General features: G+C 37.1%; 11 protein-coding genes and 1 pseudogene. 10 read left to right on the forward strand and 2 right to left on the reverse strand.

Annotated elements, in window-relative coordinates; genetic code table 11:
• Positions 1-182: 182 nt before the first annotated feature.
• From AABM38_RS02645 to AABM38_RS02660, 4 genes are all read left to right on the forward strand, one after another.
• Positions 183-506, forward strand: coding sequence for a ribonuclease E inhibitor RraB (locus tag AABM38_RS02645; RefSeq protein WP_286181113.1), 324 nt, complete (start codon positions 183-185; stop codon positions 504-506).
• A gap of 15 nt (positions 507-521) precedes the next feature.
• Positions 522-1,229 (forward strand): M48 family metallopeptidase, encoded by a 708-nt coding sequence (locus tag AABM38_RS02650; RefSeq protein WP_423409007.1) that lies wholly within the window; start codon positions 522-524, stop codon positions 1,227-1,229.
• A 556-nt stretch (positions 1,230-1,785) separates the two neighbouring features.
• Positions 1,786-1,998: a hypothetical protein gene (locus tag AABM38_RS02655; RefSeq protein ID WP_423409008.1), complete on the forward strand. Its 213-nt coding sequence runs from the start codon at positions 1,786-1,788 to the stop codon at positions 1,996-1,998.
• 200 nt (positions 1,999-2,198) lie between these two features.
• Complete coding sequence (locus AABM38_RS02660; protein WP_423409009.1) at positions 2,199-2,864, forward strand: restriction endonuclease; 666 nt, start codon at positions 2,199-2,201, stop codon at positions 2,862-2,864.
• A 334-nt stretch (positions 2,865-3,198) separates the two neighbouring features.
• Here AABM38_RS02660 and AABM38_RS02665 read toward each other — a convergent pair whose 3' ends face one another.
• The gene (locus AABM38_RS02665) at positions 3,199-4,866 is read right to left on the reverse strand and encodes a hypothetical protein (RefSeq protein ID WP_423409010.1); all 1,668 of its coding nucleotides are present in this window, start codon (positions 4,864-4,866) and stop codon (positions 3,199-3,201) included.
• 213 nt (positions 4,867-5,079) lie between these two features.
• On the opposite strand from AABM38_RS02665, the pseudogene AABM38_RS02670 reads away from it, so the two are divergent.
• The 5 genes and pseudogenes from AABM38_RS02670 to AABM38_RS02690 all read left to right on the forward strand — a co-directional run bounded on the left by AABM38_RS02670 (position 5,080) and on the right by AABM38_RS02690 (position 12,052).
• A pseudogene (locus AABM38_RS02670) lies at positions 5,080-5,783 on the forward strand (M48 family metallopeptidase).
• Between the two features lie 304 nt (positions 5,784-6,087).
• Positions 6,088-7,080 carry an LLM class flavin-dependent oxidoreductase gene (locus AABM38_RS02675; RefSeq protein ID WP_423409011.1) on the forward strand — a complete coding sequence of 331 codons (993 nt, stop codon included), beginning with the start codon at positions 6,088-6,090 and terminating at the stop codon, positions 7,078-7,080.
• Positions 7,081-7,422: 342 nt separating this feature from the next.
• Positions 7,423-8,400: a HamA C-terminal domain-containing protein gene (locus AABM38_RS02680; protein WP_423409012.1), complete on the forward strand. Its 978-nt coding sequence runs from the start codon at positions 7,423-7,425 to the stop codon at positions 8,398-8,400.
• Positions 8,393-10,978, forward strand: coding sequence for a DEAD/DEAH box helicase (locus AABM38_RS02685; RefSeq protein WP_423409013.1), 2,586 nt, complete (start codon positions 8,393-8,395; stop codon positions 10,976-10,978). The genes AABM38_RS02680 and AABM38_RS02685 overlap by 8 nt, the downstream gene beginning before the upstream one ends.
• A 513-nt stretch (positions 10,979-11,491) precedes the next feature.
• A complete protein-coding gene (locus tag AABM38_RS02690) occupies positions 11,492-12,052 on the forward strand; it encodes a GNAT family N-acetyltransferase (protein WP_423409014.1) in 561 nt (186 codons plus the stop codon).
• 81 nt (positions 12,053-12,133) lie between these two features.
• Here the strand turns inward: AABM38_RS02690 and AABM38_RS02695 are convergent, their stop codons facing one another.
• Positions 12,134-12,649 carry a hypothetical protein gene (locus tag AABM38_RS02695; RefSeq protein ID WP_423409015.1) on the reverse strand — a complete coding sequence of 172 codons (516 nt, stop codon included), beginning with the start codon at positions 12,647-12,649 and terminating at the stop codon, positions 12,134-12,136.
• 289 nt (positions 12,650-12,938) lie between these two features.
• Here AABM38_RS02695 and AABM38_RS02700 point away from each other — a divergent pair, with 289 nt between their 5' ends.
• Entirely contained in the window at positions 12,939-13,517 is a 579-nt protein-coding gene (locus tag AABM38_RS02700; RefSeq protein WP_423409016.1) for a hypothetical protein, read from the forward strand.
• The last annotated feature ends 2 nt before the right edge of the window (positions 13,518-13,519 follow it).

Genomic DNA, 13,519 nt, shown 5'->3' on the forward strand with positions numbered 1-13,519 from the left:
AAATAACAGCAATAAAAAACCCTACTCAACGAATGAGTAGGGGCATGGTACCGGTAAAGTGAAAAATTTTAAGCAAAAGGTTATTTACATTATAACACAACAATCTCATAATCAAATGATTAGCAGAAATTTAGCAAGTGCATGATAATAACAACATAGAAGGCACACAAATGGAGGAATGGATGATGAAATTTCCAAATGACGCGGATGGAGAAGCATTGCGCAGTTTGTTTAATGAAGGTGTCAGTTTTAAAAAGCCGCAGCCAGTCGAGTTTTTTATAGCAGTTCCGGATAAGGCAACTGGCGAGAAGCTTCTGCCCGTATTGAAGGAAGAAGGCTTTCATGGCTTACTCGAGCAGGATGATGAGACAGATGAGTGGGCTTGCAGTTGCTCGAAAAGGATGCTCCTTAACCATAGCGAATTAAAAAAAGTGCAGGAAAAGCTGGATAAAATAAGCAAGCCTTATGGCGGCCATTCTGATGGCTGGGGCGTATTTATAGAATAAAATGCAGGTGATGACATGCTTCATACTTTTTTAGGTGAAACAATCGGGTATGATGTGATTTATAAAAATCGGAAAACAATCGGCATTTATATAGATTTGTATGGCCGTGTCGAAGTCCACGCTCCTAAGGGGACCTCAGATGCAAATGTGCTTCAAATCCTAGAAGGCCAATGGGACTTGATCCTGCAAAGGGCGAAGGAAATGAAAGAGCGGGCCTCAGCCGGCAGGGAAAAAGAGTACGGACCAGGCGGACAATTTCTATATTTGGGCAGGCTCTATCACATTCTGATTTCCCAGGATGCAGATATCGAAAAAGACAATGCCGTGTTCGAGGCAGACAAGCTCCACGTATACGTGAAAGAGCAAAATGAAGAGAGCATCAAACAGGCTTTGAAGCGATTTTACTATAAGCAGTGCAAGGCATTAGTCGAAAAACGGGTTAAATTTTATCAGGGCGAATTCAAAATAAAGCCGCGCTCGATTCGAATCACGGACAGTAAGACGAACTGGGGAACGTGTGATTTCATGAGGAATTTGACATTCAATTGGAAGCTATCTATGGCACCAATCGAAGTGATTGATTATGTTGTCGTCCATGAAATGTGCCATATGGTCCATATGAATCACGACCGTTCATTTTGGCGGCTTGTCGGAAAAATCATGCCTGAATATGAACGGTATGAGCGCTGGCTCGCTGTGTCGGGGTGGAGGATGGAGGTTTAGTGTAGCGGGGGTGACAGATCCTCTCAGCGGAGCAAAAAGCTTCAAAAATACTATCCTTATCCTAAAAAGGGGTAGATGAGCATTCTTTTCTGTTGGAATCGGTAAGTTACATCATCCCCTTCCTCATGTTTATATTCATACTGGAATTTGGAAAGAAGCTTGCTTCCAACAAAGTATTCCCGGAGCAAAATCAGATATATTCTATGTAATGTTCCACCTTGGAAACGTGGGGACGGTTCTTCCATTTCAGTGGATAGCATATTTTAACAATTTATGAAACGCCAGAAGAAGGAAATCGAAACCTTAATGTCGAATTTATGGCATAAAAAAACTTTTCGACTTCCTTCTTGCTATGGCAATCAAAAATTTTGCGTGAATCAATGATTGCTAGTTCTCCTACAATTCTTATTGATATCACAATTTATTTTAATCTCTTCTGTATGAGCAAAACTTCCGATTGTCCACACTTAGAACCGTCCCTGTGTTTCTCCTGGGAAGTTTATCTCCACCTCACAAGATTGAATTTACCGTCAAGTCGGAAGGTGCTTCGAAGTGGGTGGAATGGATGCTGGGGATTGACATTCTTACAGTCATGAATGTTCATATGACACCGAATTTTTTATCATTATTTTTAATCGCTATATCACTTCTATACTTATCGCTCATTATCGTCAGTTTCAAAAAAGTGAAACCATATATCGCCTTGCTCTTTGGGGTGAGTTATATCTTTGCCATGTACTTTGGGCTGATGCTGTCTTTATCCCTGTAATTGGTAATCAAAAACACTTTAAATGACAATTTAAGGTGTTTTTTTGTTATCTGTTTGTTGTTATTGAATCTAGTTATTTTGATGAGAAAAGATGATAACCAAAAGCTCCATTCTTCTTCAAAATTGTCTACTTCCCTACTATCAAGATGAATAACCTTTTACCCGCCAGAATATGAATGGACAAGAGGGAGGGGGATTCAATGGGGAAAAGAAAATATAGAAGGAGGAGTTCGAAAGTTCAGGGAAATATTGAATGGGTTGTGATAGGAGCTGTCGTTTTATATGCCCTGTACAAAAAGGCTTCCCAAGAAATTCAAAGTCTTATTATAAATGTTAAGTATCAAATTCAAACGTTTTCAGCGTTGGATTGGATATATTGTACCGTTATTATTACATCACTTCTATGTGTAGTTTTTATCATTTTAAATTATCGTACAAATAATCAGAGACAATACCAACAGGAACAAGCAAAGCTGAGGGTACAAAGAGATTCAGAATATCAAAAGTTGATGTCATTGTCGTCATTTGAGTTTGAAGAATTTGTAGCTGATCTATATCTTGCTAAAGGTTTTGATGTAAAATTGACACCTCGCACTGGAGATGGGGGTAAAGACATCATCTTAAGAAAAGATAATGAGATTTATTTAGTGGAATGCAAGAGATATCATGAAAAGAATAAAGTTTCACGTCCTGCAATCCAGAAGTTTCATAGTGCTTTAATGGACATGGATGCTAAAGAAGGATTTTTTGTAACAACTAGTTTTTTTACACAACCCGCCAGTGCCTACTGCATAAACAAGCCGATAAAACTAATTGATTTGCCTCGGCTAATTGAATTAATCGAAGAAGTAAGGAAGCAGCGGTAGTCAGGAGGCATCCCTGAATCAATCCTTTTATTACATTGAAATTTATTATAAGTCTAGAAGTCAGTAAGAGATAACTATCCTAAAAAATTGGCATTATACCTATGTATAGTGCTTTTCAATTTTTCTTTTTTAGAATGGGAATCATAAAGTATGTAATGAATCTTCCAGCCTCGAATACTTGGTTCTGTAATGGGATAGTTATAATTTTTGGGAACTTCGTCAAAGGGAAGATTACACTAATAAATTTACAATAGTAAAAAAGACCTATGACTGTGTGTGAATAAATAATAAAAACCCCGAATTTTAGACTTGAAAATTCGAGGTTATAAACTGTTTAATTTACTAGTCTCCCTTTTGTTACTCCACGAAGGAAACTATCTAGTTTACTGAACTTAACTACATAGAGTGAAAAACCAGGTACAGCTGTTGGTAAAAATTCTAAAAAGGATATTAATTCATTTACTAAATCCTTTCTAATATTTTCAACTACTAAAACAATATGGTCAATATCTCTCCCCTCATGATGCAATTTTAGGTAGTACAATACAGTTTGACCAATATGATTATAAGAAAAGTCTCCAACTTTTATTTCAACAATTTTATCCTTGAATTTACCAGGAGTAGAAGTCTCAATATCAGTTCTTACCACGACATAATCATTTTCGGGAGTTGGAATTTCACCAATTGCTGCTAATTTCTCTATACAAATGTTTAATAATTCTGTATGTCGTTGCTTTTTAGACGTTTTTGTCTGGCGTTTTTGTTTACTTACTAATGCCTTTAAAACAAGCACTATAAACTGATATACAAAATGGTCTTGCTGAAAAGCGGTTTTATCGGCTTGAGTAGGAATAAAAAGTTCAGGGTCCTTTATGTCAATGTTTGAAAATAGGAACATCTGATTGGAACTTGGGTGACGCTTAATTCCATATACATCCCGATCTACATCTTGAACCATACGACCATTTTGTCCCAAAATTGATCGAGGACTGTTAGATTCAATTTTATAAAAATACCTATTTGAGTCGCTAGATTCTTCACTTAGTAACCCCTCTTCCATCGTCAAGAAGAAAGTATTAGGTCTTTTTAGTTTTTCTAAATCAGAATCTTTATAACCTCTTTTAGCTAATTCCTTAATAATTGAATCCATATCAAGGTTTGCTATGGTAGTAATATCCACTTCCTGAATTGGTTCAGAAAAATGCTCTTTGAAAATTGGGAATAAAGGTTCAACAGGTGATGCCTTTTTATCATTTAATTTAGCTTCAACAACAATGCCATGTCTTTTTATTAAAAGAGCATATGTAGAAGCAATCTTTTCAATAATATAGTTGAAACATGTTTCGACGGAGAATGATGTATCTTTAATGTCAAAATCGTTTCTTACGCTTAAGAATTTAGACTTGTCAGTGATTATACTTATTGCAGTTCCTTCCTCGTCAATATCCTTGTAGTGGAAATTGAACCATTCATAAGGAGAAACGAATTCTTCTAATCTGTCACTAAGTTCACCGATCCAACGAAATGTCTTTTTACCATCTTTTGTAATATCGTCAGCAGTCCTAGTTTGAACTATCCATTTCCCATTTGTCCTGTCAAATGAAGCGACAGCTGTATTAAAGCCGATTTGGTGTTCTTGAAGAGAACTCTTAAATGATCTATCCATGGAGTTTTGGTCCAGATGTCCAAAAGTCACTAAACTCGGTAGGGAAGGAATCCCACCTGCATTGTCATGATAGTTTAATAAGATTTCGTTATTCTGTAATTCATCTACACTAAATAGCACCTTTTTAGTATCTTTTGTTATTCTTGTAAACATACCAATCGGATTATCCATTAGATCTAATACGTTAGAAGTTAGTTTAGTATAGGTAGCAGATGAAACCTTATATACACCATGAGCAGAGGTTTGAAAGTCTACTTCATTAACCTCTATTACATTTTCTTTTAAAGTTTTTTTATTCAATGGTAATGAATCTTCATTTATAATATGCAATTCCATTTTTTGCACTCTCCCGAAAATCTAATTTTGCAAAGTTATTATCCGCATCTCCAATTATTACCATTCTTTCCTGAAAATATTAAAAATATACTGATTACTTGTTGAAATGTATTAATTAGCTATCTTACTTATCAAATAACCTATTTGATCGAATAAACACCTTTACGATACGAAGGCTGGGGCGTATTTATAGAATAAAATGCAGGTGATGACATGCTTCATACTTTTTTAGGTGAAACAATCGGGTATGATGTGATTTATAAAAATCGGAAAACAATCGGCATTTATATAGATTTGTATGGCCGTGTCGAAGTCCACGCTCCTAAGGGGATCTCAGATGCAAATGTGCTTCAAATCCTAGAAGGCCAATGGGAATTGATCCTGCAAAGGGCGAAGGAAATGAAAGAGCGGGCCTCAGCCGGCAGGGAAAAAGAGTACGGACCAGGCGGACAATTCCTATATTTGGGCAGGCTCTATCACATTCTGATTTCCCAGCAGATATCGAAAAAAGACAATGCCGTGTTCGAGGCAGACAAGCTCCACGTATACGTGAAAGAGCAAAATGAAGAGAGCATCAAACATGCTTTAAAGCGATTTTACTATAGCAGTGCAAGGCATTAGTCGAAAAACGGGTTAAATTTTATCAAAGCGAATTCAAAATAAAGCCTCGCTCAATTCAAATCAAGGACAGTAAGACGAACTGGGGAACGTGTGATTCCATGAGAAATTTGACATTCAATTGGAGGCTGTCCATGGCACCAATGGAAGTGATTGATTATGTTGTCGTCCATGAAATGTGCCATATGGTCCATATGAATCACGACCGTTCATTTTGGCGGCTTGTCGGAAAAATCATGCCTGAATATGAACGGTATGAGCGCTGGCTCGCTATGTCGGGGTGGAGGATGGAGGTTTAGTGTAGCGGGGGTGACAGATCCTCTCAGCGGTGCAAAAAACTTCAAAAATATTATCCTTATACTAAAAAGGGATAGTTGAGCATTCTTTTCTGTTGGATCCCCTTCCTCATGTATATATTCATACTGGTATTTGGAAAGAAGCTTGCTTCCACAAAGTATTTCCGGAGCAAAATCAGATACATTCTATGTAATGTTCCACCTTTCATATTGCAGTTTGGCAAAAGATACTGGCTTTGAGTAGGAAGTGTTGGCAAAGGGTATTAATACCATTATGCATACCTGTTTAACTGTGGAGGTTTACCTATTGAAATTAAGCGTTCTTGATCAATCAGTCATAAGTAAAGGGGACTCGGCAAGCACCACTTTACAAAAAACAGTAAAACTGGCTCAACTGACTGAAGACCTGGGCTACACTCGTTTTTGGGTAGCGGAACATCACAATACGAATGGAATAGCAGGGTCCTCTCCAGAGATCCTGATTTCTCATATAGCTTCAAATACCAGGAAAATCCGTGTAGGTTCGGGCGGTGTTTTGCTTCCTCAGTACAGCCCCTATAAGATTGCTGAAAACTTCAAGCTATTAGAAGCCTTGTTTCCGAACCGTATTGATGCAGGAATTGGGCGATCACCAGGCGGTTCCGCTACAACCCGATTGGCACTCACAGATGGATTAAGGAAGAGCCTGAATGAATTCCCCCGGCAGGTTAAGGATCTGCAAGGCTTTTTAGTGAACCATTTACCCATAGACCACCCTTACCATGACGTCAATGCCTTTCCTGTGACAGGCAGCATACCGGAAGTGTGGCTTTTAGGGATTACACAACGGGGGGCAAGGCTGGCCGCAGAAAGTGGTACAGCTTTTACTTATGGACATTTTATCACTCCGGTTAATGGAGAACAGGCCCTGGACTATTACTATAAAAACTTTCAGCCCTCGCCAATGCTTGCAAAGCCTAAAGGAAATGTATGTGTGTTTGTTGTTTGTGCCCCAACACTGGAAAAAGCTGAAGAAATCGCCCTAAGCCAGGATATGTGGCTGTTATCAGTTGAAAAGGGTGGAGACACGAGGATCCCTGCCGTCGAAGAGGCCAAAAACATACCCTTAACAAAAGATGAACGAAAGAAGATACAGGAAAATCGAAAACGCATGATTATTGGTACACCCCAAATGGTTAAGGATGAAATTCTTAGATTGAGTGAAATGTACAAGACTGAGGAATTCATGATTATCAACAATGTATATAACTTTCAGGACAAAATTACAACCTACACATTATTGGCTGAGGCGTTCCTTTAATCAAAAGGACGGTTCTTTTGCAGAAGGATGCAGAAGAACTGTCCTTTTTACTTTTATTACAAGCTATTTACGGTGGAGGACGCGATTGGCTGCCCTGAAATACGGGGACGTATCTAATGCTTTTCTTTTCCGTTAATCACTAGAGAAGGAGCACAGGGTACGTCCCTGTGCTCTTGAAGAGACGGTAGAACTGTCCCGCTGTCGCTTTTTCCGACATTTTTGAGATTATTCTCCCCTAAGCTCTATGTATTTACTATAATGTAAATATATGGAGTTTTTTATTAATCTGATTCTTGAACTTATAGTTGCTTTGGGAAGTTAAAGAAAACTGGAGGAGATTGAGTGTCAGGAACAGTAAGAAATTTAAATGATGGAAATTTATTAGATTTGTATATAAATAAGCTGCTAAGAGGTAATGGAGAAGAACTTGATGCGTATTTAACCACTGTGGCTACAAAACAACAAATACTGGGGACAAAAGCAGCAACGCGATGTTATATGGTCTCTTCCGATGGACAGCATCTTCCTAAAGTGGAGGACTTTGCTTTGCATATAGCTACCTTTATGCTGGACTATGCAATTCCACGTTCAGAAATCGAAAAAGCAAAAGCTTTGGACGATGAACAAAACACGACTGTTCATACGACCAAATTGAAAATGAAAGCAAGGAAGCTTTTCACCGAGTTAGAGAATACTGGTGAAGGTGGAGAGTTATTGCTGTATTTATTGATTCAAAGCATTTTAAAGTTACCGCAAGCCATTTCTAAAATGTCATTAAAAACAAGCAGGCAATTGCATTATCAAGGTGCTGATGCCGTTCACCTTGGATTTGACAGCACTTCCAAAAAGCTTTTGCTTTATTGGGGAGAAGCAAAACTTTATCAATCCATTGATCAAGCCATTAGAAATTGTTTTATAAGCCTTGCTCCATATTTAATTAGCAGTGGCGGAGCTGAAAATCCAAGGGAGCGTGATTTACAACTGCTAATGAGCAATTTGGATTTTTCTAATCCAGAGCTTGAGAAGGCACTAGTGAATTATTTAGATCCTGATCACCCTTCCTTCAATTCATTAGAATATAGGGCGGCTTGTTTAATTGGATTTGATGTGGATTCATATTGTTCTGAACCATTCGCAAAGACACAAGAATTGGTTTTGGATGAGTTGAACCAGTCCCTTACAAAATGGGTGGGAAAGCTGAACAAGGGTATTAAAAGCCATCTGCATTTGGATAAATTCACGATTGATGTTTTTCTTATCCCATTCCCTTCCGTTCAAAAGTTTAGGGATGCTTTTTTGGAGGCAATTCGCAATGTCTAGTTTTACGTTATTCAAAAGTATTTTTACTCTCGATGGCTTTCAAAGGAAGTACAAGCCTTTACTTTATAGGTCCGTTATTGATCAATTTTCAATACAAGCATATGAAGGCCCCTATGGAGAGATAGATGTTGCCTATTTACTCATGTGCGCGAGTATATTTGCTGAATCAGATGACGCTAAGCATTTAGATACAGCTTTTAGAATTGCCCAATTTGTTTTACAACAAGATGGGGCAACTGAAGTACAAAAAAATTCTGCCGTTTATATTTTAGAAAAAATGACAAACCACCCAACCGTTAATCTTGCCATAAGCAGGAACAAGGTCGAAGCTGATTACAAGGACAGCATTCCTACTGAATTCAATTTGGATTCTATGAAGCGGCTTATGAAATATTCCATTTATGACCCCAACAACGAAACAATTGTTCCGATTAATAAATTTCAATACGACGTACTAGAAGAAAGCGAGAAAAATGATTGGGTGAGTATTTCCGCCCCTACATCGGTAGGAAAGTCATTTATCCTTCTGCAATTAATAAAAATTTTCCTAGAGGGGAATACAGAAGGAACCATAATTTATATCGTTCCAACAAGGGCTTTGATTCAACAGGTGGAGCAGGATATACGAAAAATGCTGATTGAAAATAAATTAACAGGAGTATTCGTAACAACAGTACCTCTGCCAGGGACTGAAAACAATGACTATCCAAAAAGGATATTTATCTTTACGCAGGAACGTTTACAGTGGCTCTTAACGGAAGAAAAAGATTTAACCGTCAATATGCTTATTGTTGATGAAGCGCAAAAGATAGGGGACGGTTCAAGGGGAGTTTTGCTTCAGCAAGTAATCGAAGATGTCGGCAGGAAAAATCCAAAGGGAAAAGTCATTTTTTCAAGTCCAATGACTGCAAACCCAGAGGCTTTGCTTGAGACTGGCTATCATCAGATCAAAAAAGAGACTGTGGAAAGAGAATTTGTTACAGTTAACCAAAATTTAATTTGGGTTGATCAGGTTTTCAGGAAACCAAAGGAGTGGCAAATGTCGTTATGCGTGGAAGACCAGCTAGTACCTATAGGCAAATTTTTCCTAGAGGACAAGCCAACTAACGACATTGAACGTTTGGCATTGGTTTCCCATGCACTCTCAGACCCAATGGGAGGAAACCTTATTTATTCCAACCTTCCTTCTAGTGCAGAAAAATGCGCGGAAAAACTTTGGGAATTGCAAGGGGAAGAAAATGAATCCACTCATCCAGAGATACGGGAATTAATCAAATTAATTCAGGATGTTATTGATCCCGATTACACATTATCCCATGTCCTCACAAGAAAAATTGGGTACCATTATGGAAATATGCCACTCATCATCAAAAATGAAATTGAAAGGCTATTTTCAGAGGGGATTATTGAATTCCTGGTCTGTACTTCAACCTTAATAGAAGGTATGAACCTTCCAGCAAGAAGCATTTTTGTTAGAGGACCGCAAAAAGGGAGAGGAACCCCGATGAGCGAGATGGATTTTTGGAATCTTGCGGGGCGCGCTGGCAGGCAAGGCAAGGAGTTTCAAGGAAACGTAATATGTATTGATACGAATAAGGAAGAAATCTGGAATTATGAACCACCCAAAACCAGAAAGAAATATCGAATCACCAAGACGATTGATTTACTAATAAGTGATACAGATGAGTTGGTTAAATACATTAAAGAAGGAACACCAAGAGAAACCAGTCTTAAGAAACCAGAATTAGAATATGGTTTTTCTTATTTGGTTGGGGAACATATTCGCAACCCTTTTGGCCTTCTTAGTTCGCCGGCATTACAAAAATATGAAGAAGAAACAATAGAGGAACTTCAATTCGCAGTTGCCAAGGCGTTAAAGGATGTTGAAGTACCAAATGAGATAATTCTTAAACATCCTGGGGTAAGCCCTGTTGCCCAGCAAAAATTATTGGACTTCTTTAACCACAACTTTTTTGCTATTGAGATGTATCTGCCAGTTCACCCAAGCAGCCCAGATGCATTAGATCAATATATAAAAATTGTTGAAAAAATTCAGGATACATTTTCGGGTGAACATCCAGGCAAGAATTATCATTATACGCTTTTAATACTGGAATGGATGAGGGGATACCCGCTTTCAAGAATTATTCGTAGGAATTGGAAGTATTGGAGAAAGCAGATAAGACCTAAATCGCTTCAAAGCGTCATAAGAGAGACCATGCAGGACATAGAGGAGTTTGCTCGGTTTAAATTTGTAAAATATTTCAGTTGTTACCGGGATATTTTAAACTACTTTTTGGAGTTAAATGACCTTGAAATGAATGAAGACCTAAAAGATGTGAATTTGTGGCTGGAATTGGGTACATCTGAATTAACCCAAATATCATTAATAGGATTGGGATTTACCAGGACAACAGCGCTCATTATTGCAGAGATTATTGTTGACTCAAATCTTACGGCGGAAGAATGCATACAATTATTAATGCAAATTAATTGGGACAAGTTGCCTCTTTCTTCTATTATTCAGAGGGAAATAAACCAGTTTATAGAATTATACGATTCGCAAATTGATAATTAATTATACCCAAACTAATTTCACGGCTATTTTCTATTCCGTTGATATGAGGTTTTAAATTAACAAAACCAATCAGAACTCTGATTGGTTTTGTTTTACTCTTTAGATTTATAGTAGTTTGCATCGTCATTTATTCGTTTAAATACACCATTTAATCCTGAAAAATTGTAAGAGAGGTTAACTCAGAATACAACCTATGTGCTTCTTAGACTGGTAAAAGGGACTTATAGATTAATACAATGTGATTACCACCTGAAAGGCTTAATTAATATTATTCTCTATTACATACTTACTAATTAAACGGTTTAGGGGTGTACGGTTTTTACCAGTAGGTAGGTTGGTTAATTGTTGGTATTCAGTCAATTATATTACATGTTCTAAAGAATTCCGTAGCTTCTTCCACCACCTAACTTTCTATTCACATTTCATTCACAGACACTTGAACGAAATTCCAGTAAAATGGAATTGGTTTCTTTTCACGTCCATATATTTATAAGGATGAAAGGAGGAACTGGCATGACACCAAATAAAAAACTATTTTGGAGTGAAATGTTCTATCAGCCCCAATTAACCTGCATACTACCAAATCTGAATCCAACATTTTTTGATTTTTTGGCTGACCGTTTTGCAAATATACTGGGTTATCCAGTTAAAACACATATCAATAACAGTGACAAAGAAAGATGGACAGTTTCTTTTCATGGAAATGGTTTCGAATCTTCTCTAGATCTCATACTTTACCTTTTTGATCCATCGGTGGTTACATGTGGTTCAGCATTAATCGATATAGAGAAACCAACAATAGAGATTGTGAACTTTATAATTAACCCCAAAGGTAAGGGGTTGGGTTCAAAGGTAATTAAAGAATTGATTGCCTTTATTGAGTCTAAAAACTGGGGTTTTGAAATCCTTATGTTAAAGGCAAAAGACAGACGGGCGGCACAATTCTGGACGAAAGTAGGTTTTACAAAGGTGAGTCATTCCCTACCACACACCCCAAGTATGACTAGACCACTAATTATTAAGAAAAAAAAGGAAAAAGGGGTAACCGTTAAAATAAACCAAAAGACTTTGTAGAAACTATGATGAGACAAAGCATCTCATAATGAAAAATTAAAGAGTTTGGAAAGAATTAAGATTTCTTTCCAAACTCTTTTTTTAAGGTGAACATTTAGGACACGTATCATCAAAAAGGATCATAGCTACTTTTCCACATTTTGAACAAATTAAATCTCCTGGCTCTGGTACAGCTAACAGATATTCCACTCTTTCCTTTGTTATTGACGATTTAAACTCTTCGAACTGCTCATTTGAATTATTGTGGTATCCATAACGGTGATGAAATTCGTCATGTATTTTTTTGTGTAAAGTTACCCCTAATCCATAATCCCTATGCTTCATTAAGAATAAATCCCTCAGTTCGTTTGTAAGCCAAGGCTCTCGGAACCACGCGGAGGATAGTTTCTTCTTCGACGATAATTCCTGGACAGCTTCTTGTAAGATAGTGTCAAAACCTTTAATGTGATGCACAATTAAATTGTACTTTCTGCCGCTGATAACGCATGTATACTTATTATGATATAAACTTGCTTCTCTCCAGCCTTGGACTTCTCTTTCTGTTCTCAGTGCTTTATTGATACGCGAAAGCTTCGGTGAGCAATATAAATCAATCACAAATTCCCCCCTTTTGAGAACACTATATGTTTTTTGAAAGGATTCATGTCATCTTCAAAATTGTCAATCATGCAAATTGTTTATCCAGGAGGATTAACATATTTTTAAAGTCCTAATTGAAAAAATGGGGGAGTTGAAAAAGGAATATTCCTATATTCGAATAGGAGGCCCTTTTAATTTTGATAGCCTGTTAAAGGTGAGTTTAAGTAATATTCGAAATGTTAAGTGAAATATTTGTCAAAATATGCTAAAGTTAATCATAAGAATACTCTATATAGGGGGATTGCTTATGACAAAATTTAATATTAATTTTGATATTGATTTAACTGAATATGAGGAAGTGTTACTTGGACAAATACTGCAACTCTCTGATAATGAAGTTCTTGAAGAAGTGTTAAATGAATACGCAAAAGCTTCATTTGAAGAATATATAAGAATGTTTATGGGTCAAAAGGTATTTACTAGGGGCTCGGACTTTAAAGAATATAGGCTGTTTTTAATTATTAAGAATGCCCTACAAGAAAGAATACCCAATGAAGAAAAAGTAAGTAGTTTGTTTCAACTTACATCGACTGAGAGTCGTTCATTAATTCGATCGGTAATGTCTAAATATCAGTATGAATTGAATGGGGCTATTGAAAACAGTTTGAAGGAAGCACTTGAAAGTGCTGAGCTTACTGTTAATCCACACACATTTAAGGGTACGGAAAACATTATTACTCAATTGAATAGGATTTTAAGCAACCTAGACGGCACGCTTCAACCAATTTCCAAAAAGAGTAACACCACTTCAATTTATGAAATTAAACCTTCTTCATTTAATAGGCTTGCAGAGAAATTAGGAATACCACTGCAACAGGAGGTCTAGTG

It is taken from the genome of Heyndrickxia sp. MSNUG, assembly GCF_049532715.1.
Classification (GTDB): domain Bacteria; phylum Bacillota; class Bacilli; order Bacillales; family Cytobacillaceae; genus Mesobacillus.

What these genes read in the sequence shown, in the direction of transcription:
- AABM38_RS02645 (WP_286181113.1), top strand. Translation starts at nt 183, where the DNA reads ATGATGAAATTTCCAAATGACGCGGATGGAGAAGCATTGCGCAGTTTG.
- AABM38_RS02650 (WP_423409007.1), top strand. Translation starts at nt 522, where the DNA reads ATGCTTCATACTTTTTTAGGTGAAACAATCGGGTATGATGTGATTTAT.
- AABM38_RS02660 (WP_423409009.1), top strand. Translation starts at nt 2,199, where the DNA reads ATGGGGAAAAGAAAATATAGAAGGAGGAGTTCGAAAGTTCAGGGAAAT.
- AABM38_RS02665 (WP_423409010.1), bottom strand. Translation starts at nt 4,866, where the DNA reads ATGGAATTGCATATTATAAATGAAGATTCATTACCATTGAATAAAAAA.
- AABM38_RS02685 (WP_423409013.1), top strand. Translation starts at nt 8,393, where the DNA reads ATGTCTAGTTTTACGTTATTCAAAAGTATTTTTACTCTCGATGGCTTT.
- AABM38_RS02690 (WP_423409014.1), top strand. Translation starts at nt 11,492, where the DNA reads ATGACACCAAATAAAAAACTATTTTGGAGTGAAATGTTCTATCAGCCC.
- AABM38_RS02700 (WP_423409016.1), top strand. Translation starts at nt 12,939, where the DNA reads ATGACAAAATTTAATATTAATTTTGATATTGATTTAACTGAATATGAG.